The organism is Burkholderia sp. SIMBA_062 (assembly GCF_046534765.1).
GTDB classification, from domain to species: domain Bacteria; phylum Pseudomonadota; class Gammaproteobacteria; order Burkholderiales; family Burkholderiaceae; genus Burkholderia; species Burkholderia ambifaria.
In genome coordinates, this window is record NZ_JAWRYD010000052.1 from 1 (window position 1) to 25646 (window position 25646).

The window sequence follows — 25646 nt, forward strand, 5'->3', positions numbered from 1 at the left end:
ACTTCGGCGATGCGGTCGCGGAGCAGGCGCATTTCGGCCTGCACCCGCCGGCGCTGTGGGCGGCGCTGGCGATTGCGGTCGAGATCGGCGGCTCGCTGTGCGTGGTGTTTCGCCGCTTCACGTGGCTCGGCGCGGGCAGCCTCGGGATGCTGACGCTCGTCGCGATGGTCGTGGCGAACGACTTCTGGAATCGCTCCGGCGCCGAGCATTTCATGGCGCTGAACAGCTTTTTTGAACACCTGGGCTTGATTGCGGCGCTCGTCCTTGTCACTATCGTCGGCGATATTCAACGCGGGGAGGGCGACGGCAATTCCTGAGCGCCGGGTCGGTCCTCCCGCGAACGCGACGCGGCAACCGTGCAACCCACGGGCGCCACGTTGCCCAACCTCTACGCAAACATCACGAATTGAAATCTGAAGACACCCTTCTTTCCGCGGTCGCCGGGTTCGTCGATACGCTGAGCTTCGTCTCGCTGTTCGGGTTGTTCACCGCACACGTGACGGGCAACTTCGTGCTGATCGGTGCGGGCGTTGCCGGGTTCGGGCAGGGCCTGGTGCTGAAACTGAGCGTATTTCCCGCATTCATATGCGGCGTCATCGCGGCGAGCCTGATCGCGCGGTCGTTGTCCGCGCGGCCGGCATGGCAGGGCGCGCGTGCGCTGTATGCGGTGCAGGCCGTGATGCTGCTCGGCTTCTGCGCGGCCGGTGTGTGGGCGACGCCCGTCACGCAGTCCGACAGCCTGCCGGTGCTCGTGGCCGGCATCGTTGGCACGTTCGCGATGGGCGTGCAGAACGCGCATCCGCGCGTGATCGCACGCGCAAGCGTGCCTAACACGGTGATGACGGGCAACGTCACGCAGGCGATTCTCGATGTCGTCGACTTGTTGTCGGCCGGCACGGCCGACAGCGCGCGCGTGGCTGCGCGCGCCCGGTTCGGCAAGATGTTGCCGGCGATCGTCGCGTTCGCGCTGGGCGCAATGGCGGGCGCGCTCGGCTTTCGCTACATCGGATTCTGGGCGCTGCTCGCGCCGGCTGGCGCGCTTGCGGCACTGGCATTGACGTCCGGCGCGCACGACACGGCGCCTGCCGTGCGGACCTGAGATAGCCGACACGCCGCGCGGCGGCCGGCGTGCCGTCGGCGCAAAGCGGTCTTCCGTGGGATGAACGGGGGAGTCGTTTGGGGGCGCTGCTGGAGCATACGCGGCGGCGCTCTTCTTATGCGTCGACTCGAGGTCGTACGATGGCGACGGATGCGCTACCGGTCGCCGTCTCGCGGGTTGCCCCAGAACAGGAAGACGATCACACAGCACAACAAAGTACCCACCAAAACCAGTTTCATCAGAATTTGCTCCGAGAAACCCCGCCATTTCCCCCAAGGGGACTTCCTTCGGGGCGGATGGCGGGAAGGAAAGGATTGCTGTTGACAGGCAGCTTCTTGCACGGGTTAGGATCACCGGCATGATCCTTGTCTACCGCTACCGCGTGAAGTCGCTCAACGGACTGCTTAACAAGCAGAGCCGTGCGGTGAACTACGTCTGGAACTTCTGCAACGACACGCAGAAGCACGCGCTCAAGTGGAGCAAGAAATGGCCGACGGGATTCGATCTGAACGTGCTGACGACGGGGAGCAGCAAGGCGCTCGGCATCCACCCCGGCACGATCAACGCGACGTGCGAGCAATACGCGAAGTCGCGCAGTCAGCACCGTCGGCCCTACCTGCGCTATCGCGGCAGGAAATCGCTGGGCTGGGTGCCGCTGAAGGGGCGTGACCTGAAGCGCGAAGGCGATGCGTTTCGTTTTGCCGGTAACACGTTTCGGGTATTCCACAGCCGACCGCTTCCCGAAGGCAAGATCAAGGACGGGACCAACTTTGCGCAGGATGCGCGGGGCAACTGGTTTCTCAACATCGCGATTGAGATGCCGGATGTTCAGGCCCGCCCGATCCATTCCGGTGTCGGCATCGATCTCGGCCTGAAAGACTTCGTCACACTTTCGACCGGCGAGAAGCTGCCCAATGACCGATTCGGCCGACGCGCGGCGGAGAAACTGGCGAAAGCTCAACGGGCGCGAAAGCACAGGCGGCATATCGCGAAGTTGCACGCCAAGGTCGCGAATGCCCGTGCCGATTTCCAGCACAAGCTCGCGCTCGATCTGGTGCGGCGCTTCGATTACATCGCGGTCGGCAACGTGTCGGCTGCGAAGCTCGCCAGAACCAGGATGGCGAAGAGCGTCTACGACGCATCCTGGTCGTCCTTCCGAAACAAGCTCCGTTACAAAGCGATCGCGCACGGAGCCACGTTCGAGGAAGTGGACGAAAGCGGTTCTACCCAGTCCTGTTCGGCGTGTGGATCGAAAGACAGCACGACGCGGCCGAAAGGTATCGCGGGACTGCGAATGAGAGAGTGGGCCTGTAGTGAATGTGGTGTCGAGCATGATCGAGATACCAACGCTGCGCTGAACATTCTCCGATGCGGACGTGCATCGCCAGGTGTGGGAATCACCTGCCTTTAGGCGGGTGAGGACGTCAAGCTGCGCCCTTGCGTGCAGTGGACGGGATGATCGGCATTCAGGTAGCGCGGTCGAATCTCACCGCGCCGGACTCCACTCGGAAATCCGATGTCAGAGAACGGTCAGCAACCGCAGCTGATGCTCGGTTTCGGTCCCTTTTACCAGTGCGTAGAACCGCGCCTGCCCACGCTCGAGGGTCGAGAGGTTTTGTGCGTCGGAAAACATGTTCCATTCGTCACCGTCGATACGCTCGAGTTTTCCACGCGTCCGCGCAAACGCAAGCAGCAACCGGCTTGCTTCCCGCCGGATCACGACGCGCTCCATATCCAGCACATAGGGCTGCCAGCCGCTCAGCAGGACGAGGTAGTGCGGTACGGATGTTGGGTCAGTGATCATCGCGGCGTGGCTTCTTCTTGATGGCGTTGGCAAATCGGACTCCGGATCGGCAAACTCACCGACCCGCTTTGGTTCGTCCCCGTGCGCGCGCGGCCATTATCAGACATGCTCTCGAAGGTAGCGAATGCACTTTATCCGCAGGCCCGACCGATTGGCGATCGCGCCTCGCGGACGGGCGGTCGAGTCGTCTTCCACGCCAGGAAGCCGCTCCGGGAGCGGAGGGTCGTCCACCGCGTGGACGGACTTCGCGATCTGAAGAGACGCGTGCCCTATCCAGACACGATCGCGCCATTCGCATTTCGCGCGATGGACGACAAGCCATGCCTGCAGTGATTCCACGAGCTGAAACGGCGACAACCACTCGCGCGTTTTCCTTTTGGTGACCAGTTGAAGGGCAACAAGGAAACAGAGCAAGTCCACGTACCGGGTCGCGACGCGCATGGTTGGTCTTCTGCTTTTGATGCTTGTGAAGCGTCCGCGCTGGCCGCTCAGCCTTGAACGCTGAGCGCTTTCTCGATGGCTGCAATCAATTTGAAGGCATCGTCCCGGCCGATCAGGAGGCCGCGGCTGGTGTACTCACAGCCGAACGCATAGAAGCTCGGCAGTAGCGTCACCATGTCTTTCTGTTGATCGAAATCCACCTGGCATTTCGTCAACGGGAAAAACGGTGGGGCGTCGGCCGGCAGGTTGGACACGATGCGCTCCTAGTACATTTTGCGCGGGGGCAACATGCGCTTCGCGCGCAGGCGCTGCCTGGCAACGGCGCTGGCCTTTTTGCGCTTGCGTTCCGTCGTGGGCTTTTCATAGCCGGTGCGGCTGCGCAGCTCGCGAATCAACCCGGTTTTCTCGATGTCGCGGCGGAATCGGCGCAGTGCGACATCGATCGGTTCGTTGACTTTCAGTGTGACGGTTGTCATGGTTGCCCTGTTTGAAAACGTTCGAATAAGAAGTTAGCCGAGCCGTGTCATGACGGCGCTCGCTATCTCGTCGGACTCGAATTCCGAGTGTCCGGCACCGATCGATAGCGCGCGTATCGCGCCGTACATTTGCAACTCTTGCTGGTGAGACAGTGCCGAATCAGCGATGCCGGCGAGCGAGATCGTGTCGGCCCACGCAACCTCGTGCCGGCCGATCAATGCGAGTAGTTCGTCAATGACCATGTTGCTCTCCAGATTGCCGATGCATCGCATCGGCTGGGTAGCCGCCTCAGCCTGCGTTCGATAGGAACGCGTGTGTTTCGCGATTGTCGTCGATGATGTTCTCGGCATAGCGCACCGATGCGCGACGTGCGTCACCGGCCGTACCGAACGGCGCGTTGTCGCGAAGCCGGTACGTCTGGCTTTGCGTCTGCGTATCCGTCGCACCGCGAAGACAAATCCTGACTGCTGCGTCAAAGCCGGCATCGTAGTTGTGCGGCGCACCATTCGCTGCCGGTACGTGCGGGTAAATCAGTGGATAGATCTCGAATCCACGGTAGGAATGCATGCTCATGACAAACTCCTGTCGTTCGGCCGCGGCGAAAAGCACGGTCGAACTCGTCCGGCCGAGGTCCGTCCATTGTCGGGCGGGCCGGCGGGGGTGAAAGGGACAAAATTGCAGCGCGGCGGAGGGGGATGCAACAAGCGCGCGGTGGTGAAGGGGAGCGCTCGGAGGGCGGGTGATCGCTCGGATAAGCCCATCATACGCGCATCGTTCGCCGGGCCTCCAACTTATTCCGTATTACGTGCAGCAACCGGCAGGCGCGTGGTGACGGATCGTGACCGGCTCCGCCCCGCGCCGCAACAGGTTGCGCGACAGTCGCCGCTGCTTGTGCAGCCGCGATGTGGACGCTATTGCGCAGACGTCGTGGGCTTTTTCTGCTGCGTTTTCGTGATCGAGGACTCTTTCGGCGGCACCCAGTTCAGCGCCGTGCCGAGCTTGGGCAACATCGGGGGCTGCTTGGCACGTGGAGGCGCCTTGTTGCCGCGAGACTGATATTGGGTCATGGAAATTCTCCTGCTGCGTCGCGTGCGCGATCCTGCGAGGATGGCTGGTCCGGGCACACATGCGCGGTCGAACACGCGCACCATGAGGGCATCTGCCCACGCAGGTTCAATGTCTCCCTGCGAAGCGGACGGACCAGTCGGGCTGGCCTCGAGACGGTGGCGCCGCGAGGCCATGCATGACACAAGGAGCGGCGCCAACGCGTCGCTCCTTGCGCGAAGTCGAGGCTTGAGACGGTTTACAGCGGGGTGATGTTCGCTGCCTGCAGGCCCTTGGGGCCGCTCTTGGTCTCGTAGCTCACCTTCTGGCCTTCGGCCAGCGTCTTGAAACCGTCGCCGCGAATTTCGGAAAAGTGCGCGAACAGATCGTCGCCGCCCTTGTCGGGCGTGATGAAGCCAAAGCCTTTGCCGTCGTTGAACCACTTAACAGTACCGGTATCCATGTTAGATCTCCTGAGAATAGACGAACGGATGCGCCGCAAACGGACGCGGGAAAATAATCAAGGAGGGAAAGGACAACGAATACCGCAGTTCGCGGTCGATGATGAGCAGCAGTCGCGCTTCTTGAATACTTCACGGCCGACAGTACGCGGCGGCAGCGGCGGTGTCAAGCCTTTTCGGTCGAGGGCGGAACGCGGTCCGGGTTCGTTCCTGATGGATTTCGGGCCAGTTTGAGCGTCGGCTGTGCAGCGGACGCACAAGCCCCTGCGACGACGGTAGCCGCGGCGCGGGAATAGCGAATGCTCGACGTCTGATGAAATCAGCGGCGGCTCACGCTGCGTATTGAGCTCGACGCCACACTGTGTGGGGAGGGGTCTGTGAGAACCGAACGAGAATTGTTTGAGCAATGGTGGTTTCGCGATACGCCAAGCGAATATCGCGCCGACGTCGTCAACCGCGTCCGTGACCAGGACGGCTACGTCAGGGGCACGCGGGTGGCCGCTGCATGGGAGGGGTGGCAGGGCGCACGCAAAAGCCAGAACTGGATCAGGACGAGTCAGCACTGTCCGACACGACTGGATGCCGATCAGGCGCTTAACGTGTTGGCCTGGACGCACGGAGGGTTCGCGGTCGTCGCTCGATTCGAGGACGTGGCGGACGCGCAGTCCGGGTACACGCACTGGATTCCGCTTCCATCGGCGCCCGAGGATTAGGTTCGGTCGGTGCGAAGGAGAGAATTGCCGTCCGGTGCGTGCCGCTCGTCGAGGAGGAGCCGGAATCGAAAACGCTGCTGTAATTTGGGCAGCAGTGGTCCGTGCCGTGGAAAGGGGCACCGCGGCGCTCGCGCGCCAGGATGGGCACGACGCGCAGCTTCCCGCCGAGCGCCGGCCCGTGGCGATGAACTCACGCCTCCCGTGAGCGGGCCCGGCGTCGCCGGGCCGCTACGATGATCCGGCTATTTCACGGGTGTGAGGACCGGCGCACCCTGGTTCTTGATCAGGAACACGACGAATCTTGCCGGCTTCGTGCTGCTGGCGTTTCGTCCGACCGTGTGTATGTCTTTCGGGCCTTCGTGGAACGTGTCGCCGGCATGAAGCGTGACCTCCTTCCCCCCGTTCAGGCCCATCACGATGCTGCCGTCGAGCACATAGACGAATGCGTGCGCGTCGTGACGATGAACGGGATCGACGCTGCCGGGCGGATAATCCACGACGATCATCTCGACCTCCTTGCCCGGATACTCGGGCAACGGCTCCGTGGTCAGCGTTGTAACCGTGGCTTGAGGTGCGGCGGCGGCCGGCTGAACGGGCATCAGCAGCGACAGCGCAAGCGGTGCAAGAGCGAGCATGATGCGCTTCATGTCGTTACTCCAGGTTGGCCTTGTCGAGCCCGAACGTCTTGTCGAACGATCCGGGCACGATGCGGAACGCGACATTCAGCCGGTTCCAGCTGTTGATCGCACCGACGAGGAAGGTCAGATCCGACAGCTCCTTCTCGGAATAGTGGGCCCGCACGCGTTCGTAGAGATCGTCCGGCACGCCATCCGACGGAAGATGCGTCAGGGCTTCGGTCCATGCGAGCGCGGCGCGCTCGCGCGGCGAAAACAGCGTCGACTCGCGCCAGATCGCGACGTGATGCATGCGCAGTTCGCGCTCGCCGTGGATCCGGGCCATCTTGACGTGCATGTCGACGCAGAACGCGCAGCCGTTCAGTTGTGATGCGCGAATTTCGACGAGCTCGCGGACCGGCACTTCGATCGTCGTCTTTTGAAACAACCCGTCGAGCTCGACGAGTTTTTTGGTGAATTCCGGTGATTGCTGAAAGTAGTTGATACGTTGCGTCATGATCCGTTCTCCTGATTTGTGGAAGCGGGTACTGCCGGCCCTGCGTATCGCGATTGATCGCACGACCCGCTTGGCAGCCATCGTAATCGCGGGTCTCGCGGGCCAGTAGTGCCGGCGACGTGCGCACTCTGTTGTCGCTTCGGCACCAATCGTCCGCCACGTATGTCGGCGAGATTCAGTCACGCCGACACGGCGAGGACACTGCAGATGCCCTGCCGCGCCATCTTCGTATAGGGGCACAGGCGCTCCGTGTCGCGGACAAGACGTTCCGCGACCTGCCGGTCGACACCCGGCATGCGCACGGTGACATTGGCGGTCAGCGCATATCCGCCATCCATCGGATCACGACCGAACGTGACTTCGACGGCCACGGTGGCGTCGCGAATATTGATCGGCTCGCGTTGCGCGAGGAGACTCAGCGCGCCGTGAAAGCACGCGGCGTAGCCGGCGGCAAGAAGCTGTTCGGGGTTGGTCCCGCCGCCCGGACCACCGAGTTCGGTCGGCAACCGCAGATCGAGGACGAGACAGCCGTCGTCGGATCGCGCGACGCCCGAAGCGCGGCCGTGCCCGGCTTCGCCGCCGGAGACGGTGACCGTCGTCGTGTAGAGCGGGGCCAATTCCCGCCCCCGGTATTTGTCGAGCAGTGTCAGCGGCGGAGGTTGCAACCTCTCGTTCTCCATACGTCTCCCTGTCTGTAATCGGCGAACGCGAGCGTTCCGAACCTGGCGTGTCCGGACGGTGCGTGGTGCGTCGACGCGCGTCGGCGCAAGGGTGCGAGCCCTGCCGGCAGGGCGACCCCATGACCATCGTTCGAACGATGGCCGACGCGCGCTTGCATGCTAGGCGAAGGCGCGCCGCCGGACCAGATCGGCTCGGGATGCATGGTGTTGCCCACTCCGTACCAATACGGTGAGCGCGACGGGCGCTGTGGCGCATGGATCTTTCCACGATTGCGGTGGCGCGACCGGTCGTGCACTGCCTTGGGATTGTGACGCGCCACCCGCAGCGGGCCGCGCGTCAGCGGCCGAGGCAGGCGCGCAGCGTGTTTGCGTGACGTTGGGCTTCGTCCGCGTCGACGATGTTCGCGAACCCGATGACGAGGCCGCGCGGCGTGAGCGGCGTGTGGCTGTTCGCATACCAGATCGACAGCGGCACGACCGCGAGCCCGGCGTCGCGCGCGCGTGCGGCGACGGCGACGTCGTCGACCGGTCCATCGGGCCCGTCGGTGAATCGCACCGCGAACTGGATGCCGCCCACCGGCAATTCGACGATCAGCCGCTCGCCGAACGCCTGACGCAATGCGTGCACGATCAGCATGCGGCGCTCGCCGTACAGCGCGCGCATGCGCTTCAGATGCCGGGCAAAGTGCCCCTGCTCGATGAAATCGGCCAGCGCCGCCTGCAGGAGCGGCGGCGAGCCGGCATTCATGCTGCACGCCACGCGTTCGACGCGCTCCACGGCGCGCTCCGGCACGACCGCGTAGGCAAGCCGCAAGCCGGGGTACATCGCCTTGCTGAAGGTACTGCAATAGATCACGCGATCGCGCCGGTCGAGGCTCTTCAACGCGGGAAGCGGGCGGCCGAGATAGCGAAACTCGCTGTCGTAGTCGTCCTCGACGATCCATCCCGACGTTTTTTCGGCCCAGTCGAGCAGCGCGATGCGGCGGGACAGCGACAGCGTATGTCCGAGCGGGCTCTGATGCGACGGCGTCACCAGCGCGAAGCGTGCCCGCGCGTCCAGCTGCATGCCGCGTTCGACGTCGATTCCGTCGGCGTCCACCGGCACGGGGACGAGTTGGACGCCGGTCTCGGACAGGAAACCGCGCGCGAGCAGGTAGCCGGGATCCTCGAACCACACGCGCTCGTCCGCCCGTGCGAGGCTGCGCAGCAGGAGTTCCAGCGTGGCGCGGTAGCCGCCGGTGACGAACACCTGTTCCGGCACGCAGCTGACGCCGCGCGACAGCGTCAGATAGGTGGCGATGTGCTCGCGCAGCGGCCGGTAACCGGCCGGATTCGGGTAGCCGAGCAGTGCGCGTTCGCTGCTGCGCGCACGCAGCGACACGAGCCGGTGCCAGACCTTGCGCGGAAATGCGTCGAGCGCGGGGAGCCCGGGTTGCAGCGGGCGCGGCTCGCCGCTCAGCGCGACGGCGATCGGCTGCGGTTGCCGCGGCGGCGGAGTGTCGTCCGATGCGACCGACGCACGTTGCGGGTCGGCGTGTTCGGCGCGCACGGGCGGCGGCTGCGTCAGCGAGACCGGCAGGGACGGCGCGACGAACGTGCCCGCCGCGCCGCGCATTTGCAGATAGCCCTCGTCGACCAGGATCGTGTAAGCCTGTTCAACCGTGCCGCGCGCGGTGTTCAGTTGCGTCGCCAGGCCGCGCAGCGCCGGCACGCGATCGCCGGGGCGCAGATGACCGGCGGCGATCGCGGCCTTGAACCGCTCGCAAATCTGCAGATAGACCGGCAACTGGTGGTGCCGGTCGATTTCGATCGCCAGCGGGGGCGTTTGCGCAGACATCACGGTCTCTCGGGTAACGCGAACAGGACTGAAGCAGATGCGGTATGGACCAGTCCGATCGACGATTCTTGGCACTTATGGATAGGACATGATTCTTCCACAATTGCGGCACGTAATGCGACGGTCATGACCGCCTTTCATCGGGTCCGTCGCCGTCGCGTACCTCAGCAGTCCAATGCAATCCATTCGTCAGGAGATTTGCGATGAAGATCGTTGTCATCGGTGGTTCGGGCCTGATCGGCTCGCGTGTCGTCACGCTGCTCGGCGAAGCCGGCCATCAGGCGCTGGCCGCGTCGCCGAGCACCGGCGTCAATACCATCACGGGCGAAGGCCTGGCCGACGCATTGACGGGCGCGGACGTCGTCGTGGACGTGGCGAATGCGCCGTCATGGGAGCCGCAGGCGGTGCTGGACTTCTTCCGCACGGCGGCACGCAATCTCGGCAAGGCGGAAGTGGCCGCGGGCGTGCGCCATCACGTCGCGCTGTCGATCGTCGGCTGCGACCGCATGCCGGAGAACGGCTATTTCGCGGCGAAGGTCGCGCAGGAACAGGCGATCGAAGCGGCGGGCGTTCCGTACACCATCGTTCGCGCGACGCAGTTCATGGAATTCATCGGCGGCATCGCGGATGCCGGCACGGCAGACGGCACGGTCCGCATCGGCGACGGACTGTTTCAACCGATCGCCGCGGAAGACGTGTCGGCATTCGTCGCGCAGACCGCGCTCGCCGCGCCGCAGAACGGCACGATCGAGATCGCGGGCCCGGATCGCGCGCCGTTCGCGGAGATCGTCGCGCGCTATCTGAAGTCGATCGGCGACACGCGCGCGGTGGTGACCGATCGCGACGCCCGCTACTACGGCGGCCGCGTCGAGGAAAAATCGCTGGTGCCGCTCGGGGCCGCGCGGCTCGGCCGCATCGGTCTCGACCAGTGGCTCGCCCGGAACTGATTCGCGCTCGCACGTGCGGCGGCTCGCGGGCGCCCGGCGGCGGGCAATCGGAATGATCGGCATCTCTTGGGGGCAGCGGAAATGAATCATTCGGAACCATCGGAGCACGGCGTTCGTCGCGACCTGACCGGTCGCGCCGATGCGCTGTCCGCGAGCTTCGGTGCGAGCTATGCAGGCATCCTCGCCTTCGTTGCGGTGGCGAGCGAGGGGAGCTTCACCAAGGCCGCCGAACGGCTCGGCGTCGGACGGCCGGCCGTGAGCCGGAACGTGCAGAAGCTGGAGGCGCAGTTGAGCACGCGGCTGTTCCAGCGCACCACGCGCACGACCGAACTGACTTGCGAAGGCCGGCGATTCTTCGAGAACTGCCATCAGGGCGTGGCACAGATCGTGGAAGCCATGAACGACATGCTGGAGTTGCGGCAGGGGCCGCCGCGCGGCGTCATCCGCATCAGCTCGGCTGTGGGGTTCGGCAGGAAGATCGTCGCGCCGCTGCTGGAACAGTTCGCGCACGCCTACCCGGACATCATCATCGATCTGCTGCTCGACGACCGGCCGATCGACCTGGTGTCGGAGCGGATCGACGTGTCGTTCCGCAACGGGCGCATCGAAGACTCGAGCATCATCGCCCGCCAACTGATTCCGATGCAGATGGCGCTCTGCGCGGCGCCGTCGTATGTCGCGCGATATGGCCTCCCGCAGCGCATCGGCGACCTCGACCGGCACGAGTGCATCAATTTCCGCTTTGCGAGCGGTCGCGTGTTCGAATGGGAATTCAATGTCGACGGCCGCATGCAAAAGTACCTGCCGACGTCGCGCCTCACGTTCAACGACGCGGATCTGGTGTTGCGTGCGGTGCTGAACGGAGCGGGCATCGCGCAGATGGCGGGCTACCAGATCCGCGACCATCTCGCGTCGAACGAGCTCGTCGTCGCACTGGCGAAGCATGTGCCGGAGGATCGCGGCCACTACATCTGCTATCTGAGCCGGCAGCATCTTCCGACGCGCATTCGGATCTTCGTCGACTTCATGACCGAGCGGATTCGCGCGCTCGATCTCAATTGCATGACCCGGTTCAATCCGGATGTGCAGGCGGTTTCGCCGGCGGGGCTCGCGGCTTGAAGCATTCGTGACGGACGGTCGTCCGACTGTGATTAAAAATATAAAAAGATCAGCCCGATTACGATATTCGAATTTTTATAGTCGAAACGACTGGCTGATCCGCAGCGGCCGTCATTCTGCCTTCCCGTAAAAACATCGTGTCGATGTTCACGATGGAATGGCTGCTATTTTTCGCAAGAAATGCAGCAACAGCATTCCCGCGTGAGGGATTGATGCGATGGGACATCCGCTGCCATGTGAGGCAACTCTAGTCGGGTAGAGATTAGTGAACAAACGTGGCGATTATTTCCGCTTTCGACTTTACCGCGATATAATCAAGCCCTATTTATTTCTATTTCCGCTCGAATAAATCCCTCTACACTGTCTTTCAGCAACGGCCGTTATTCAGTTGCACGGATTGCCGCAACCGAGCTGAAAGCTCGATGCGTGAACTGCCGTGGTGGTGTCGGGTTTAAAAACAAGAAAATTGAAAAAACCGCTCTAGAGCCTGACCGTATAGGAAAGAGCATGCAAAGACCGGGGACAGATGTCCGCAGCGCGGGCACATTGCACGATTGCGGCGCGGCGGCGTGCGCCGAGACCACCACGTGTCGGCTCGACATCGTCTTGCCTGCACCCGTGTCGCGATTACCGGGCGTCGTGCGATGAAGGGGATCCAGAACGGGGCCGCTGGCGGCGCGGACGGGTGCGCGCACAGCAACGGCATGCTCGACGCACAGGTGCTGATCGGCGTGTCGGCAGCATTTCGCCAACTGGTCCGTATGATCGATCGGGTGGCGCCGACCGAACATACGCTACTGATTGTCGGACCAACCGGCTCCGGAAAGGAATTGGTGGCGCGGCGCCTTCACGCAAACGGCCCGCGGTGCGACAAGCCGTTTATCGACGTGAATTGCGGCGCGATTCCCCACGATCTGATCGAAGCGGAATTCTTCGGTCATGTCCGCGGCGCCTTTACGGGCGCTGTCGACGACCACCGCGGCCTGTTCGACCAGGTCGGGGCCGGCACGCTCTTTCTCGACGAGATCGGCGAGCTGCCGCTTGCGCTACAGCCCAAGCTGCTGCGCGTGCTCGAAACGCGTACGTTCCGCCCGATCGGAGCATCGGCAAGCCAGCGCTTTGCCGGACGCATCGTTGCGGCCACCCATCGAAACCTGCTGGAAGAAGCGCGCGTTGGCCGATTCAGGGAAGACTTGTTCTACCGGCTTGCGGTTTTCATCCTCAATGTGCCGGGACTCGCGCAACGGAGCGAGGACATCCCGCTGCTGGCCGTGCATTTTGCAGCCCAGCAAACGCGCGCGATCGCGTTCACGCCGGCAGCAATCAAGCGGATGTGCGAGCATCCGTGGCCGGGCAACGTTCGCCAGTTGCGCAATCTCGTCAGCCAGCTCAGCGTGTTCGCGGAGCATGCGCGGATCGACGCCGAAACGCTCGCGCCGTTTCTGGCCACGGACACGCCCGACGCGACGGCATGTGCGCTTCTGGCGGACCGCTTGCTCGAGTTCGGTGGCAGCGACAAGCTGGCCGCGGCCGAACGCCTGCTGATCGACCGCGCGCTGGAGAGGACTTCGTATAACAAGAGCGCCGCGGCCGCGTTGCTCGGTGTCGGCCGGAAGGTCGTCGAGCGCCGGCTCAAGGCGCGCGAAGCGCAATACGGGGAGGCTCGACAGTGCCTGGAGCGTGCGGAAGCGCTGGCCGGCGCGATCCAGTATCGCGAATCCGTCGCGCTGCTGCGCCGCTGCCTCGATCTCCTGCAAAAGGCCAGTCCGACCGACGAGAGCCGTCGATTGCAGTTTGGCGCCTATCGCCTGCTCGCCATTGCGCTGCGAGGCGTCCATGGCTGGCAGTTTCCCGAAGCGACCGCTTGTTACGAGGCTGCATTGTCGATCGGCGATGGCGTTTGCGATGCGCGCGAACTCGCCACGGCGCGATTCGGCATCTGGATGACGCAACTGGTGACGCTGCAACTCACGCGGGCGCGTGCCACTGCGCAGGAGTTGCTTCGCCGCGCGCACGCGATGGACGATCGGGCGATGCTCGACGACGCGCACGTGGCGCTGGCCAACACGCTGTTCTGGCTCGGCGACAGCGAGGAAGCGCTGGCGCTGCTTTCCCGTGGCGGGCTGACCGGCATCGGCCGCGCCGATCGGCGGCTTGGCGTGTCGGGTGCCGATGTCGCGGGACTCGCATTGACGTTCGAAGGTCTCGCCGCTTATCAGACTGGCGCACTCGACGACGCACGCGATGCCATGGGCCGTTTGACCGAACGGGCGGAACTCGATCCGCCGGATTTGCCCGGTCGAGCGCTCGACCTGCAAGGCGCCGCGTGGCTTGCGATGCTTTTCAACGACGTCGAGCGGCTCGGGCGCCTGACCCGTGGGTTCGACGCAATACCGGCGACCGGAGCACCCGCCTGTTCGCGCGGCGCGGTCCGGATATTCCGGGCGTGCTATCTGAGTGCGATCGGCGAGTTCGAGGATGCCGAGGCGACGCTGCTGGACGGCTATGAAAACGAAATAGAAAAGCAGGGCGGTGCGCTGTTCCATTCGATCAAGGCTTGGAAGCATGGCGAGATACTGTTGAGCACGGGCCGCGCGCGGCAATGCGAAGTGCTTGTTTCCGACGCGCTCGACAAGGCGATCCGCAGACAGGAGCGTGCGTATCTCGGTGAGTTGTTGATTCTCAAGGCTCGTGCGCAATCGATGCTGGGTGACATGGCCGGTGCCGAGCAAGGGTTGCGCATTGCGATCTCGACGGCGTTAGCGCTGGGCTCGGTGCCCGCTCGTCTTGCCGCGATGGGACATCTCGCGGATTTGTCGCGGCAGACCGCGCGCCAGACGTCGATCATCGAAGCGATCGACCGACCCTTGCACGTGCCAGTCGCCGCACGTCCTCCCGCAACTCCGCTCCAGGATCCGGGCCTGCTGTAGCGATCGCGTCAACACGATGTCCTGAGCGCGCGGCACGGCGGATTGCGCGCGCGACACCTTCATCCCCGAGACGCTGGCGAGCGGCGCATGCCGGCGCCTTGTCGACGCGCGCCAAGCCTTTTCCGACATGACACGCCGGCACGCGTCCCCGGCACCGACTTCGCGCGCTTGCATTCGGGAGATCGAGCGACCGCGCTGCGCATGGACACATTCGTCCATCGCGCAGCAAACGGCCGGACGAATTCGTCCTCCGGTTGTCGAGCGGCGGCACCGCGCACGGACACAGGCCTGTCGATCCACGACTGGCACATCGGTTGCTTGATCTCTTGCTCGCGGAGATTCCGCGAATCGGCACGACTACCTTTTTAGCGAGAACGTTATGAACAGGGAAACCGGCCACGTCATTCCGCCTTATGGCGTAGCGATCCACCAGGCCATATCGGAAGGCGATGTGTCAAAGATGAAGGCTCTGCTCAGTCAGGCCGAAGAGGTTCTGAAGCAGCACGGGGATCTGGCTGCCGCGGTCGGCAAGCTCAAGCAGGAGATCGTGCGGCGCGAGCGGGCCTGAGCCGCCGTCGCACGCATCGCCGTTTCGTTTACCACGCAGGAGGACCAAATGTCAGAAAACACGCGTACCGGGCTTTTCCCGGCGGGCTACGTCATCGGCACAGGAATGCCGGGCGCACCGACGCTCAGGCTCGCATTGCTCGTGGATGCGCCCGACGGCAGTGTGGTTGGCACCGCAACGATCGGGCAGGCAGTGAATCCGCCGGTCGACTTCCATGCCGACGTCTGGGGCAACTACACCTATATGGCGCTGATGCCGCCGGTCAACACGCGCATCCTGGTGACGCTGAAGGGCAACGACGGTGGCCCGACCTCGAATTCGATCGTGACGTTCCGGCTTCATCTCGTGCTGGAAAGCGACTGGCAAAGCGGCGTTGCGTCGTACAGCTTTTTCGACAACGGCAGTTGGCACGCCGTCGAGAATGTGCCGGCAAGGATCGATCGGGAATTCGTCCCCCTCGAGCCCGGCCCGGTGATCGTCGAGCCGCACGGCGGGCCACGGCCTTTGTACGGTGCGCCGATTCAGCAAGCGGCGGCCTCCGGCGATCTCGCGCACATGAAGACGGTCGCAGCCGCGGCGAAGCACCAGTTGGACAGCCGTGACGAAATTGCTGCCGCGCTGGCCGCGCTGAAGACCGAAATCGCGCGCCTGGAAGCCGGGAACTGAAACCGGCCCGGTTGCCCCGATCCTTATTCGCTACAGGAGCCATCCAATGTCCGCCGCTCTTTTTCCCGTGAATTTCCGCGTCGCAACGCCGGCTATCGGCGCACCTGTCCTCGCGCTGTCGCTACTGATCAACACGCCGGCCAAGAAGGTCAGCGGCGTGGCGCGCATTACCCAGACGACCTGGCCGCCGCTCGAATTCTGTGCGCAGGTATGGGGCCAATTCAGCCCGATCGTGCTGACGCCCGGCGGCAAGACGCAACTCGTCCTCAGCCTGCAGGGCAACCCATCCGGGCCGACCAGCGGCCAGGCCGAAACGTTCCGGCTGCAGGGCATCGTCGAGGCCGACTGGAAGTCGGGGGTGGCCAGCTACCGCTTCTTCGAAGGGGAGCGCTGGCATGAAGTGGAGCACGCGATCATGACGGTGGCCGGCGCGCTGCAACCGTTCGAACCCCGACATCCGGTCACGCCGCTGTACGGCGTCGGCCTGCAGCAGGCGAGGCAATCGGGCGATCTCGGCCGAATGAAGGCGCTCGCCCGTCAGGCCGAACAACAGCTCGCCGATGCAGGCCGTATCGAGGCAGCCCTTGCCGGCCTGACCGCCGAGATAGCCCGGCTGGAAGCCGGGCGCTGAGCACGTGCGAGGCGGCGGCGCCTGCCGGGGTTCGCGGCGGTCGCCGCCGACCGGCTCGTGAGTGGCTGGTGCGGGATAGACGATACGCGAGGACATCGACATGGACGAGAATCAAGTGCGCCCGGTTCGCTTCCTGAGTGAACAGGACTACCAACGGTTTGTCCCGGTTCACGTCGTATGGGAAATCACGCTGGCTTGCGACCTGAAGTGCCTGCACTGCGGATCGCGTGCGGGCCACCGACGCACCAACGAACTGTCGACCGGCGAGTGTCTCGAAGTGATCGACGCGCTGGCCAGGCTCGGTACGCGAGAAGTGTCGATGATCGGAGGCGAGGCTTACCTGCGCAAGGACTGGGCGCAGCTCATCAAGGCAATCCGCTCGCACGGGATGTACTGCGCGGTGCAGACAGGTGGCCGCAATCTGACGCCTGCCCGGCTCGCGCAGGCAGTCGAAGCGGGCCTCAACGGGCTCGGGGTGTCGCTCGACGGCCTGGCGCCGCTCCATGACAAGGTACGCAATGTTCCGGGATCGTTCGATCGGGCCGTGGATACGCTGAAGCGCGCCCGCGCACACGGTCTCGCGGTCAGTGTGAACGCGCAGATCGGCTCGGCAACGATGCGCGATCTCCCGGCGTTGATGGATTCGATCATCGAGATCGGGGCGACACACTGGCAGATTCAGTTGACGGTCGCGATGGGGAACGCTGTCGATCACGACGAATTGCTGCTGCAGCCGTACCAGCTCGACGAGTTGATGCCGCTGCTCGCCGATCTCTACAAGCGCGGGCTTGATCGCGGTCTGCTGATGAATGTCGGCAACAACATCGGCTACTTCGGACCTCACGAGCATCTGTGGCGCGGCTTCGGGGACGAGCGGGTGCACTGGACCGGATGCGCAGCCGGGCAGACCGTCATCGCGCTCGAAGCGGACGGCACCGTCAAGGGGTGCCCGTCGCTCGCGACGGTCGGTTTCGCGGGCGGCAACGTTCGGGATCTGTCTCTGGAGGAAATCTGGCGCACGAGCGACGCGATCCATTTCGGCCGACTGCGCTCGGTGGACGACCTGTGGGGGTTCTGTCGCACGTGCTACTACGCCGATGTGTGTCGGGGCGGCTGTACATGGACCTCGCATTCGCTGCTCGGCAAGCCCGGCAACAATCCTTACTGCCACTATCGCGTGCTCGAATTGAAGAAGCAGGGGCTGCGCGAGCGCATCGAGAAGATCGAGGATGCGGCGCCTGCGTCGTTCGCGGTGGGGCGCTTCGATCTGGTCACCGAACGCATTGCGGACGGCACACCCGTATCGAGCATTTCCCGCTCGGGACAGACCGTCGAACTCGCGTGGAAACACAAGGGCAAGCGTGCGCCGGAGGTCGGCAGAGTCCCGCCGAGGCTGGTCGTCTGCCGCGCCTGTAACAGCTACGTCCATCAGCACGAATCGCGGTGCCCGCACTGCCGCGCGGACATCGCGGCGGCCGAGCGTGCTTACGAACACGACGCGCAGCGTCGTCATGCACTGATTCAGGAAGTGGAGCGACTGTTGAGTTGAGTGAGCCGTCGCGTGCATCTCGTCGACCTTCGAGTGGAGTCCAGCAACCACTTTAAAAAACGGTGACCATGTTCGACCGGTCATGCAATACGGACTTTATGGGGAATATTCATGAGCAACGTTCAAGCGGAAGTGGCGCCGGTGACCGGTGTCGGTACGTACACCTGGGACCTGTCGTTGTATGAATACCAGGGAACCTGCTGGATCAAGTGGGCCACGAATGCGCCGTTTCGAGCACAGCAAGGACGCGTCTGCCTGTATTCGGGAAGCTTTCCGTCCAATCCAACCGATGCGAAGGCGTGGAGCTGGGATAACGAAAACGGTCACAATTTCAATACGAAGCAGCCGTGGGGCGCCGGGTGGTGTGCGGCATACATTGCCGAAAAGAGTCCGAATGGGCCGTACACCTATCTCGCGAAAACCCAGGTGACGAAACCCTGAGTCCGCTTGTCGCCCGACAGGACTCACTTCGGCAGGCAATGGGGGCGTCGTCTCGATTTCACGGGTTGCTGTCGAATCGCCCGATGTGCCGGTGTGCAACGCGAACGCCCCCATCTGCCACGCGCGCCGAACGGTCAGTCGGAGCCCGAATCGGCGGACGATCTTCTCGCGAGCCGGGAACGGCCGACCCGCATGCTGCCTCAGGCCGGACGGCGACCGCATGAGCGGCATGCAGGTCGTATAACGGCGCGTGTTTTTCCGGTCCAGCCGGAGTCATTCGGTGATGCGGGCAGGCCACGGCGCCTTTTCGTCAGCCCCTATCCGCGACCAGGATGACGCAAATCCCGCTTCAGGGGCCGAACGCGAAACGTTGCGGGCATTGGCTCACGTCAGTCACGGGCGCGATTCAAACTTAAACGAATTGTGACCCCTGCCACCGGCAAAATTTTGCACAATGGCGACAGCGCGGCGTTGCGCCGCGATGCGCCCCGGGCAGGCCGGCTTTCCGGACCCTGGCCGGCCAGAACCGCCGTTCGAGACCGAAGACCGCCGCCGACGTGCCGCCGCCGACCGCCATGGATCACCCCAAACGCATCCTCATCGTCGAAGACGACGCCGATATCGCCGACGTGCTGAGCCTGCACCTGCGCGACGAGCGCTACGAAGTCGTGCACAGCGCGGACGGCACGGAAGGCCTGCGCCTGCTCGAACAGGGCAACTGGGACGCGCTGATCCTCGACCTGATGCTGCCGGGCGTCGACGGCCTGGAAATCTGCCGGCGCGCCCGCGCGATGGCGCGCTACACGCCGATCATCATCACCAGCGCGCGCTCGAGCGAGGTGCACCGGATCCTCGGCCTCGAGCTCGGCGCCGACGACTATCTGGCGAAACCGTTCTCGGTGCTGGAACTCGTCGCGCGGGTCAAGGCGCTGCTGCGGCGCGTCGACGCGCTCGCGCGCGATTCGCGGATCGACGCGGGCACGCTCGACGTGGCCGGGCTGTCGATCGACCCGATCGCACGGGAAGCGAGCGTCGACGGCACGCGCATCGACCTCACGCCGCGCGAATTCGACCTGCTGTATTTCTTCGCGCGGCATCCGGGCAAGGTGTTCTCGCGGATGGACCTGCTGAACGCGGTGTGGGGCTACCGGCACGAAGGCTACGAACACACGGTGAACACCCACATCAACCGGCTGCGCGCGAAGGTCGAGGCCGATCCGGCCGAGCCCGTGCGGATCCTCACCGTGTGGGGACGCGGCTACAAGCTGGCCGCGCCGGACCAGCGGGACACATGATGAAACTCACCCTCACCCAGCGGCTGTCGTGCGTGTTCGCGGTGCTGCTGCTCGCGTGCTCAGGCGCGTCGGCATGGCTGCAGATCCGTGCGAACGACATGCGCGAGAAGGAAGTCGTGCAGGGCCTGTCGCGCGATCTCGCCGCGCACATCGCGAGCAGCACGCCGCTGATGGACGCGAACGGGTTGCGCCCGGACGCCGTGCGCACGCTGTTCGGCCAGCTGATGGGCGTGAACCCGAGCGTCGAGGTGTACCTGCTCGACAACGCGGGGCGCATCGAGGGCGACGACGCGCCGCCGGGCCACGTGAAGCGCGACCGCGTCGATCTCGCGCCGGTGCAGCGCTTCATCGCGGGCGACCCGCTGCCGATCCTCGGCGACGACCCGCGCAGCCCCGACGCACGCAAGGTGTTCAGCGCCGCGCCGCTGCAGCGCCCGGGACAGCCGCCGTCCGGCTACATCTACGTGGTGCTGCTCGGCGAAGCGCACGACCGGCTGGTCGCGCGCGTCGACGCCGGCAACGTGCTGCGCACGACGCTGTGGTCGATGGCGGTCGTCGCGCTGCTCGGCCTGCTCGCGGGCCTGACCGCGTTCAGCTTCATCACGCGCCCGCTGCGCCGGCTGACCGACGCGATGCGCCGCTTCGACGCGAACGGCGCGCCCGACACGCAGCCGCCGGTGCCGCGCTCGCCGCCGGGGCGGCGCGGCGACGACATCGCGGTGCTCGAATCCGCGTTCGCGCAGATGGCCGACCGGATCGGCGACCAGTGGCGCGCGCTGACGCGCCAGGACCAGCAGCGGCGCGAACTGATCACGAACATCTCGCACGACCTGCGCACGCCGCTGACGTCGCTGCACGGCTATCTGGAGACGCTGTCGCTGAAGTCCGACACGCTCGCCGAAACCGAGCGCCGCCGCTACCTGTCGATCGCGCTCGCGCAGAGCACGAAGGTCGGCCGGCTCGCGCAGGCGCTGTTCGAACTCGCGCGGCTCGAATCGGGCGGCGTGCAGGCCGAGCGCGAGCCGTTCTCGCTCGTCGATCTCGTGCAGGACGTCTTCCAGAAGTTCGAACTGGCCGCGCAGTCGCGCGGCATCGCGCTGCATGCGCGGATCCCGCCGCGCGTGCCGGTCGTATCGGCCGATCTCGGGATGATCGAGCGCGTGCTGACCAACCTGCTCGACAACGCATTGCGGCACACGCCGCAGCACGGCGAAGTCGAGGTGGCGCTGACGCCGCTGGACGATCGCGTGGTGGTGACCGTGTCGGATACCGGGGAAGGGATTCCGCAGGCCCGGCGCGAGGGGCTGTTTCAGCGGCCGCAGCGGCCGATGAGCGGCGGTGCGGCGACGAGCGGCGGGCTCGGGCTGCTGATCGTGCACCGGATGCTGGTGCTCAACGGCAGCGGGATCCGGCTCGTCGATCGGGATGGACGCGGCGCGGTGTTCGAGTTCGCGCTGCCGATCGCGCATCCGGCGCCGGGCGAAACGCGTTGAAACCCGGCGGCGATCTGCCCGCGCGCTTACCGGCCGCGCTTGCGCCGCACGTCGCTCGGCGTCGTGCCGGTCCAGCGCTTGAACGCGTGGCGGAACCCGACCGCATCGCTGAAGCCGAGCGTCAGCGCGATGTCCTCGGTGCTGAGCGTCGTGGTGCTCAGGTAGTCGATCGCAAGCGCCTTGCGCACGCTCGTCAGCAGCTCGCTGTACGACGTGCCTTCGGCGTCGAGCTTGCGGCGCAGCGTACGCGACGTCATGCACAGCGTGTCGGCGATCGCGTCGATGTCCGGGAACTGCCCGGGCGTGCGCGTGAGTTCCTGGTACACGCGCCGCGTGATGCCGGCCTGGCTGCGCAGTTCGTCGAGCAGGCGTGCGCAGTGCGACGACACCTGCGCCGCGGTGATCGGGTTCGCGAGCTGCGGCGCGCGGGCGAGCCACGCGGCCGGGTAGCTCAACACATGGTGCGGCTGGTCGAACGCGATCGGGCATTCGAGCGCGTCGGCGAGCTGCGCCGCGTGCGCCGGCTCCGGCTGCGCGAACTGCGCGCGGGCCGGCACGCACCACGCACCCATCACGTCCTTGATGACCGTCACGTGCAGCGCGAACTGCATGTCGATCAGGAAGCGGTACAGCGGCACGTCGGGCTCGGGCAGCGCGGCTTCGTGCGGATCCGGGAACAGCCACGACGCGGTGTCGCCCTGTTCGACCCAGCGGATCGCGAGCATCCCGTTCGCGAGCTGGTGATATTTGACGGCCGAATCGAACGCATGCGCGAGCGATTCCGAGCACAGCATCGCGTAGCCGTACATCCCGTAGCTCGACGCATGCAACCGGCGGCCGACGCGCACGCCGAGATCGGTGCCGTCGTAGCGGCCGAGCGCATTGCGCGCGGCGCTCAGGAACTGCCGCGACGACGTGAGCGTGAACGGATCGGCGACGGCGTCCGGCGACAGGCCGGTGCCGTCAAGCACCGCAGCCGGATCGAGGCCGAGCTCCTGGGCGACGCCGACGAGCACGGCCAGCTTGGCCGGCGAGAAGCGCTTCTCGCGCGACACCTGCGCGGGCGGGGCGTCCGGCAGCGAGGCGGGGCCGGGGGCCGTCGGTTTCAAGAGCGCACTGCGCGGCATGGCGGGTTCTGCGTCCGATTCGATATCGTTCCGGTGCGCGATTCTGCGCCGGAACGCACGGCGGCGCCATAGGGTTCACCCTGATGCGCAGCGGTATGCACGGACGGACACGGCATGACGGATGCACGGGCGGACGCGGCATGATCGATGCACGGGCGGGCCGCCGCGCGCCCGCGTGTCCGTTTCGATCATCTTTTCGACCGCCCGGATCATTTTCAAAGCCGCGTTGGCGGGCGATAGTCGCCGGTCAGGCGGCGGCCTTTGCCCATACGGTGCGCGGGCCCGCTGTGCGAACGGCGCTGCCCGGCGCCGTCCCCCGAGGAGCAGGACATGACGAAGAGACACTGGATCGGCTCGTATGGCGCGATCCCTGCCGAGATCGATGCCGATCGCCATCCTTCCGTAACCGCGCTGCTGGACGACGCGATGCGCCGCTTCGCGGAGCGCCCCGCGTTCCACGCGTTCGGCCGCATGCTCAGCTACGCCGACGTCGACCGCCTGTCGACCGCGCTGGCCGCGTATCTGCAGCAGGTCGCGGGCGTACGCAAGGGCGACCGCGTGGCCGTGATGCTGCCCAACGTGCTCGCATTTCCGGTGGTGTTCGTCGCGCTCGCGCGGATCGGCGCGATCCAGGTCAACGTGAATCCGCTCTACACCGCGCACGAGCTCGAACATCAGCTCAACGACGCGGGCGTCGAAGTGGCCGTGGTGTGCGGCGGATCGATGGGCACGTTCGCCGACGTGGTCGGCAGGACGCGCATACGAGCCGTGCTGAGCGTGGGCCGCGGCGATCTCGGCGTCGTCGATGCGCCGGCCGGCGCGTGCGACGCGCTGCCGCCCGGCTCGATCGCACTCGCGCACGCGCTTGCCGCGGGCGAATCGCTCGCGCTCGAGCCGGTCTCGCTCGGCGGCGACGATCTGCTGCTGCTGCAGTACACCGGCGGCACGACCGGGCTGTCGAAGGGCGCCGCGCTGTCGCATCGCAACCTGGTCGCGAACATCGAGCAGTTCGGCGCGATCGCGCAGGGCGCGCGGCGGCCGGGCGAGGAGGTCGTCGTCACGGCGATCCCGCTGTATCACATCTTCGCGCTGACGGTGAACTTCCTGTCCTACTTCGCGATCGGCGCGGAGAACTGGCTCGTCGTGAATCCGCGCGACATGGACGGCTTCATCGACGTGCTGAAGGCCGCGCGACCGTCGGTGTTCGTCGGCGTCAACACGCTGTATGCGGGGCTCGCCGCCCATCCGCGGCTGAACGAAGTCGACTGGTCGCGGCTGAAGCTGTCGGCCGGCGGCGGCGCGGCGGTGATCGACGTGATCTCCGCGCGCTGGAAGGCGGTGACGGGCAACTTCATTCGCGAAGGGTACGGGTTGTCGGAAACGTCGCCGGTGGTCACGTTCAACCCGCAGTCGATCGACGTGTTTACGGGCACGACGGGCCTGCCGCTGCCGTCGACCGACGTGAAGCTGCTGGACGACCAGGATCGCGAGGTGGCGATCGGCGAAGCGGGCGAGATCTGCGTGCAGGGGCCGCAGGTGATGGGCGGCTACTGGCAGAAGCCGGACGCGAACGCGGCCGCGTTTACCGCGGACGGCTACTTCCGCACCGGCGACATCGGCGTGTTCGATGCGGCCGGCTTCCTGAAGATCGTCGACCGCAAGAAGGACATGATCATCGTGTCGGGCTTCAACGTGTACCCGAACGAGGTGGAGGCGGTTGCGACCGCGCTGCCGGGCGTCGCCGAATGCGCGTGCATCGGCGTGCCGGACGAGCGCACCGGCGAGGCCGTCAAGCTGTTCGTGGTGCCCGCGCCGGACGCGGCCCTGACCGAAGCGCAGATCGTCGCGCATTGCCGCGCGAACCTCGCCGCCTACAAGGTGCCGAAGCTGATCCGTCTGGTCGACCGGCTGCCGAAGTCGACGGTCGGCAAGATCCTGCGCCGGGAACTCAGCCGCGCGGACTGATGGCGCCGACGCGCCGCGCGGCGGCCGGCGTGCAGGCCGGCGTGCCGGCGCAAGCCCCGACAGTCCGGTCCGGGCCGCTCAAGTACAATGCCAGCGGTTCGATCGACGGGGACGCGATGACCGGTTCAGATTCACCTTCCGCCCAGCCCGGGCGTGCGCTGCCGTCACCGAGCGCGACGGTGCCGATCTCGCTCGTCAACGGTTTTCTGGCGAGCGCGGGCGCGCAGCGCGAGGTGGTCGAGCGCTACCTGCGCGGGGCCGGCATCCCGCTCGAACTGCTCGGCGAGCCGCATGCGCGCGTGACGGAAGAGCAGTTCTCGACGCTGTACCGCACGCTCGCGATCGACCTCGACGACGAGATGCCGGGCATCTTCTCGCGCCCGTTGCGCGGCGGCACGCTGAAGTACCTGTGCCTGAGCCTGCTCGATGCGCGCAACCTCGAAACGGCGCTGCATCGTTTCGGCCAGTTCTTCCATATCCTGCTCGACGACTTCTTCGTCGAATCGAAGCGCGACGGCCTGGTCGCGCAGGTACTGCTGCGCCCGAACCCGGCCGTCGGCCCGATCGGCGCGCTCGGCCAGGAGCTGATGCTCAAGCTCGTGCACGGCGTGTGTTCCTGGCTGATCGGGCAGAAGATTCCGCTGCTGCGGATCGAGCTTGCGTGTCCGCGGCCGCGGCATGCGGTCGACCACCTGTACTTCTTCTCCGGCTCCGTGCAGTTCGACTGCGAACGCACGCTGATGCGCTTCAGCGCCGACTACCTCGACGCGCCGATCCGGCAGAGCAAGCGCAACCTGCGCAAGTTCCTCGCGCGCGCGCCGGGCGACTGGATCTTCGAATCGTTCAGCGAACAGCTCGTGTGCCATCGCGTGCGCCAATACCTGTCGGCGGCGCTGCCCGATCTGCCGGTGATCGACGAGGCGGCCGAGCATCTGCATTGCTCGGTGCGCACGCTGAGCCGCCACCTGGCCGCCGAAGGCACGACGTTCCAGGCGCTCAAGGACGAACTGCGGCGCGACATCGCGATCCAGCGGCTCACCGACACGCTCGACACGATCGCGGCGATCGGCGCCGATATCGGCTTCGACGATCCGAGCGCGTTTCATCGCGCATTCCGGCACTGGACGGGGAGTACGCCGGGGACCTACCGGCGGCGCGCGTAGCGCGGTTGCTTCAACCCCGCTCCCATAAACGGCATCCTTCGTGGGTTCCCATGGACGGCTCCCGA

The 25646-nt window shown here is 65.5% G+C and carries 29 protein-coding genes; 16 read left to right on the forward strand and 13 right to left on the reverse strand.

Translation table 11 applies throughout. The annotated features are described in order from the left end of the window. From SB786_RS33565 to SB786_RS33575, 3 genes are all read left to right on the forward strand, one after another. A partial coding sequence (locus SB786_RS33565) for a DoxX family protein (protein ID WP_410731200.1) occupies positions 1–317 on the forward strand: 317 nt, incomplete at its 5' end. 89 nt (positions 318–406) lie between these two features. Continuing rightward, entirely contained in the window at positions 407–1099 is a 693-nt protein-coding gene (locus tag SB786_RS33570) for a YoaK family protein (protein WP_175679668.1), read from the forward strand. A gap of 358 nt (positions 1100–1457) precedes the next feature. After that, the gene (locus tag SB786_RS33575) at positions 1458–2510 is read left to right on the forward strand and encodes an RNA-guided endonuclease InsQ/TnpB family protein (protein WP_410731201.1); all 1053 of its coding nucleotides are present in this window, start codon (positions 1458–1460) and stop codon (positions 2508–2510) included. A gap of 108 nt (positions 2511–2618) precedes the next feature. Here SB786_RS33575 and SB786_RS33580 read toward each other — a convergent pair whose 3' ends face one another. The 8 genes from SB786_RS33580 to SB786_RS33615 form a co-directional block, all read right to left on the reverse strand. After that, positions 2619–2903, reverse strand: coding sequence for a hypothetical protein (locus tag SB786_RS33580; RefSeq protein ID WP_006759566.1), 285 nt, complete (start codon positions 2901–2903; stop codon positions 2619–2621). A gap of 99 nt (positions 2904–3002) precedes the next feature. Continuing rightward, entirely contained in the window at positions 3003–3344 is a 342-nt protein-coding gene (locus tag SB786_RS33585) for a hypothetical protein (RefSeq protein WP_410731202.1), read from the reverse strand. 47 nt (positions 3345–3391) lie between these two features. After that, the gene (locus tag SB786_RS33590; protein ID WP_006754723.1) at positions 3392–3598 is read right to left on the reverse strand and encodes a hypothetical protein; all 207 of its coding nucleotides are present in this window, start codon (positions 3596–3598) and stop codon (positions 3392–3394) included. A gap of 9 nt (positions 3599–3607) precedes the next feature. Next, positions 3608–3820 (reverse strand): 30S ribosomal protein S21, encoded by a 213-nt coding sequence (gene rpsU, locus SB786_RS33595; protein ID WP_006754722.1) that lies wholly within the window; start codon positions 3818–3820, stop codon positions 3608–3610. A 33-nt stretch (positions 3821–3853) separates the two neighbouring features. Next, complete coding sequence (locus tag SB786_RS33600; RefSeq protein WP_006759568.1) at positions 3854–4063, reverse strand: hypothetical protein; 210 nt, start codon at positions 4061–4063, stop codon at positions 3854–3856. Positions 4064–4109: 46 nt separating this feature from the next. Beyond that, a complete protein-coding gene (locus SB786_RS33605) occupies positions 4110–4394 on the reverse strand; it encodes a hypothetical protein (RefSeq protein ID WP_011660698.1) in 285 nt (94 codons plus the stop codon). A 338-nt stretch (positions 4395–4732) separates the two neighbouring features. Then, complete coding sequence (locus tag SB786_RS33610) at positions 4733–4888, reverse strand: hypothetical protein (RefSeq protein WP_410731203.1); 156 nt, start codon at positions 4886–4888, stop codon at positions 4733–4735. Positions 4889–5124: 236 nt separating this feature from the next. Next, a complete protein-coding gene (locus tag SB786_RS33615; RefSeq protein WP_006754718.1) occupies positions 5125–5328 on the reverse strand; it encodes a cold-shock protein in 204 nt (67 codons plus the stop codon). Between the two features lie 375 nt (positions 5329–5703). On the opposite strand from SB786_RS33615, the gene SB786_RS33620 reads away from it, so the two are divergent. Beyond that, positions 5704–6039, forward strand: a complete 336-nt coding sequence (locus tag SB786_RS33620; RefSeq protein ID WP_410731205.1) for a hypothetical protein — start codon at positions 5704–5706, stop codon at positions 6037–6039. 242 nt (positions 6040–6281) lie between these two features. Here SB786_RS33620 and SB786_RS33625 read toward each other — a convergent pair whose 3' ends face one another. The 4 genes from SB786_RS33625 to SB786_RS33640 all read right to left on the reverse strand — a co-directional run bounded on the left by SB786_RS33625 (position 6282) and on the right by SB786_RS33640 (position 9687). After that, a complete protein-coding gene (locus SB786_RS33625; protein ID WP_410731206.1) occupies positions 6282–6686 on the reverse strand; it encodes a cupin domain-containing protein in 405 nt (134 codons plus the stop codon). Positions 6687–6690: 4 nt separating this feature from the next. Further along, a complete protein-coding gene (locus tag SB786_RS33630; RefSeq protein ID WP_006759573.1) occupies positions 6691–7170 on the reverse strand; it encodes a carboxymuconolactone decarboxylase family protein in 480 nt (159 codons plus the stop codon). Positions 7171–7349: 179 nt separating this feature from the next. Further along, positions 7350–7850, reverse strand: coding sequence for an Ohr family peroxiredoxin (locus SB786_RS33635; protein ID WP_410731207.1), 501 nt, complete (start codon positions 7848–7850; stop codon positions 7350–7352). A gap of 337 nt (positions 7851–8187) precedes the next feature. Beyond that, the gene (locus SB786_RS33640; protein ID WP_410731208.1) at positions 8188–9687 is read right to left on the reverse strand and encodes a PLP-dependent aminotransferase family protein; all 1500 of its coding nucleotides are present in this window, start codon (positions 9685–9687) and stop codon (positions 8188–8190) included. Positions 9688–9890: 203 nt separating this feature from the next. On the opposite strand from SB786_RS33640, the gene SB786_RS33645 reads away from it, so the two are divergent. The 10 genes from SB786_RS33645 (at position 9891) to SB786_RS33690 (ending at position 21326) form a co-directional block, all read left to right on the forward strand. Next, entirely contained in the window at positions 9891–10634 is a 744-nt protein-coding gene (locus tag SB786_RS33645; protein ID WP_410731209.1) for an SDR family oxidoreductase, read from the forward strand. An 81-nt stretch (positions 10635–10715) separates the two neighbouring features. After that, positions 10716–11753: a LysR family transcriptional regulator gene (locus tag SB786_RS33650; protein WP_410731210.1), complete on the forward strand. Its 1038-nt coding sequence runs from the start codon at positions 10716–10718 to the stop codon at positions 11751–11753. Between the two features lie 644 nt (positions 11754–12397). Continuing rightward, the gene (locus SB786_RS33655) at positions 12398–14683 is read left to right on the forward strand and encodes a sigma 54-interacting transcriptional regulator (protein ID WP_410731211.1); all 2286 of its coding nucleotides are present in this window, start codon (positions 12398–12400) and stop codon (positions 14681–14683) included. Positions 14684–15062: 379 nt separating this feature from the next. Beyond that, positions 15063–15251 (forward strand): DUF1843 domain-containing protein, encoded by a 189-nt coding sequence (locus SB786_RS33660; RefSeq protein ID WP_006759580.1) that lies wholly within the window; start codon positions 15063–15065, stop codon positions 15249–15251. Between the two features lie 48 nt (positions 15252–15299). Next, a complete protein-coding gene (locus SB786_RS33665) occupies positions 15300–15917 on the forward strand; it encodes a DUF1842 domain-containing protein (RefSeq protein WP_410731212.1) in 618 nt (205 codons plus the stop codon). A 46-nt stretch (positions 15918–15963) separates the two neighbouring features. Next, entirely contained in the window at positions 15964–16548 is a 585-nt protein-coding gene (locus SB786_RS33670; RefSeq protein ID WP_410731213.1) for a DUF1842 domain-containing protein, read from the forward strand. A 100-nt stretch (positions 16549–16648) separates the two neighbouring features. Beyond that, complete coding sequence (locus tag SB786_RS33675; protein WP_410731214.1) at positions 16649–18097, forward strand: GDL motif peptide-associated radical SAM/SPASM maturase; 1449 nt, start codon at positions 16649–16651, stop codon at positions 18095–18097. A gap of 111 nt (positions 18098–18208) precedes the next feature. Next, positions 18209–18538: a hypothetical protein gene (locus tag SB786_RS33680; protein ID WP_410731215.1), complete on the forward strand. Its 330-nt coding sequence runs from the start codon at positions 18209–18211 to the stop codon at positions 18536–18538. Positions 18539–19113: 575 nt separating this feature from the next. Continuing rightward, a complete protein-coding gene (locus SB786_RS33685; RefSeq protein ID WP_006759585.1) occupies positions 19114–19833 on the forward strand; it encodes a response regulator transcription factor in 720 nt (239 codons plus the stop codon). Continuing rightward, a complete protein-coding gene (locus tag SB786_RS33690; protein ID WP_410731234.1) occupies positions 19833–21326 on the forward strand; it encodes an ATP-binding protein in 1494 nt (497 codons plus the stop codon). Before SB786_RS33685 ends, SB786_RS33690 begins: the two co-directional genes overlap by 1 nt. Positions 21327–21352: 26 nt before the next feature. On the opposite strand, the gene SB786_RS33695 is transcribed toward SB786_RS33690, so the two are convergent. Further along, a complete protein-coding gene (locus tag SB786_RS33695) occupies positions 21353–22453 on the reverse strand; it encodes an AraC family transcriptional regulator (protein ID WP_410731216.1) in 1101 nt (366 codons plus the stop codon). Positions 22454–22783: 330 nt separating this feature from the next. On the opposite strand from SB786_RS33695, the gene SB786_RS33700 reads away from it, so the two are divergent. Both SB786_RS33700 and SB786_RS33705 read left to right on the forward strand, forming a co-directional pair. Further along, positions 22784–24418, forward strand: coding sequence for an AMP-binding protein (locus tag SB786_RS33700; protein ID WP_410731217.1), 1635 nt, complete (start codon positions 22784–22786; stop codon positions 24416–24418). After that, positions 24418–25581 (forward strand): AraC family transcriptional regulator, encoded by a 1164-nt coding sequence (locus SB786_RS33705; RefSeq protein ID WP_410731218.1) that lies wholly within the window; start codon positions 24418–24420, stop codon positions 25579–25581. The genes SB786_RS33700 and SB786_RS33705 overlap by 1 nt, the downstream gene beginning before the upstream one ends. The last annotated feature ends 65 nt before the right edge of the window (positions 25582–25646 follow it).

Excerpts from the sequence above, each read along its gene's own strand:
- SB786_RS33600 (WP_006759568.1), bottom strand. The coding sequence starts at position 4,063 with ATGGTCATTGACGAACTACTCGCATTGATCGGCCGGCACGAGGTTGCG.
- SB786_RS33675 (WP_410731214.1), top strand. The coding sequence starts at position 16,649 with ATGGACGAGAATCAAGTGCGCCCGGTTCGCTTCCTGAGTGAACAGGAC.
- rpsU (WP_006754722.1), bottom strand. The coding sequence starts at position 3,820 with ATGACAACCGTCACACTGAAAGTCAACGAACCGATCGATGTCGCACTG.
- SB786_RS33585 (WP_410731202.1), bottom strand. The coding sequence starts at position 3,344 with ATGCGCGTCGCGACCCGGTACGTGGACTTGCTCTGTTTCCTTGTTGCC.
- SB786_RS33650 (WP_410731210.1), top strand. The coding sequence starts at position 10,716 with ATGAATCATTCGGAACCATCGGAGCACGGCGTTCGTCGCGACCTGACC.
- SB786_RS33690 (WP_410731234.1), top strand. The coding sequence starts at position 19,833 with ATGAAACTCACCCTCACCCAGCGGCTGTCGTGCGTGTTCGCGGTGCTG.
- SB786_RS33670 (WP_410731213.1), top strand. The coding sequence starts at position 15,964 with ATGTCCGCCGCTCTTTTTCCCGTGAATTTCCGCGTCGCAACGCCGGCT.
- SB786_RS33705 (WP_410731218.1), top strand. The coding sequence starts at position 24,418 with ATGGCGCCGACGCGCCGCGCGGCGGCCGGCGTGCAGGCCGGCGTGCCG.
- SB786_RS33580 (WP_006759566.1), bottom strand. The coding sequence starts at position 2,903 with ATGATCACTGACCCAACATCCGTACCGCACTACCTCGTCCTGCTGAGC.
- SB786_RS33680 (WP_410731215.1), top strand. The coding sequence starts at position 18,209 with ATGAGCAACGTTCAAGCGGAAGTGGCGCCGGTGACCGGTGTCGGTACG.
- SB786_RS33665 (WP_410731212.1), top strand. The coding sequence starts at position 15,300 with ATGTCAGAAAACACGCGTACCGGGCTTTTCCCGGCGGGCTACGTCATC.
- SB786_RS33645 (WP_410731209.1), top strand. The coding sequence starts at position 9,891 with ATGAAGATCGTTGTCATCGGTGGTTCGGGCCTGATCGGCTCGCGTGTC.
- SB786_RS33660 (WP_006759580.1), top strand. The coding sequence starts at position 15,063 with ATGAACAGGGAAACCGGCCACGTCATTCCGCCTTATGGCGTAGCGATC.
- SB786_RS33640 (WP_410731208.1), bottom strand. The coding sequence starts at position 9,687 with ATGTCTGCGCAAACGCCCCCGCTGGCGATCGAAATCGACCGGCACCAC.
- SB786_RS33695 (WP_410731216.1), bottom strand. The coding sequence starts at position 22,453 with ATGCCGCGCAGTGCGCTCTTGAAACCGACGGCCCCCGGCCCCGCCTCG.
- SB786_RS33700 (WP_410731217.1), top strand. The coding sequence starts at position 22,784 with ATGACGAAGAGACACTGGATCGGCTCGTATGGCGCGATCCCTGCCGAG.
- SB786_RS33605 (WP_011660698.1), bottom strand. The coding sequence starts at position 4,394 with ATGAGCATGCATTCCTACCGTGGATTCGAGATCTATCCACTGATTTAC.
- SB786_RS33635 (WP_410731207.1), bottom strand. The coding sequence starts at position 7,850 with ATGGAGAACGAGAGGTTGCAACCTCCGCCGCTGACACTGCTCGACAAA.
- SB786_RS33625 (WP_410731206.1), bottom strand. The coding sequence starts at position 6,686 with ATGAAGCGCATCATGCTCGCTCTTGCACCGCTTGCGCTGTCGCTGCTG.
- SB786_RS33575 (WP_410731201.1), top strand. The coding sequence starts at position 1,458 with ATGATCCTTGTCTACCGCTACCGCGTGAAGTCGCTCAACGGACTGCTT.
- SB786_RS33615 (WP_006754718.1), bottom strand. The coding sequence starts at position 5,328 with ATGGATACCGGTACTGTTAAGTGGTTCAACGACGGCAAAGGCTTTGGC.
- SB786_RS33655 (WP_410731211.1), top strand. The coding sequence starts at position 12,398 with ATGAAGGGGATCCAGAACGGGGCCGCTGGCGGCGCGGACGGGTGCGCG.
- SB786_RS33685 (WP_006759585.1), top strand. The coding sequence starts at position 19,114 with ATGGATCACCCCAAACGCATCCTCATCGTCGAAGACGACGCCGATATC.
- SB786_RS33630 (WP_006759573.1), bottom strand. The coding sequence starts at position 7,170 with ATGACGCAACGTATCAACTACTTTCAGCAATCACCGGAATTCACCAAA.
- SB786_RS33610 (WP_410731203.1), bottom strand. The coding sequence starts at position 4,888 with ATGACCCAATATCAGTCTCGCGGCAACAAGGCGCCTCCACGTGCCAAG.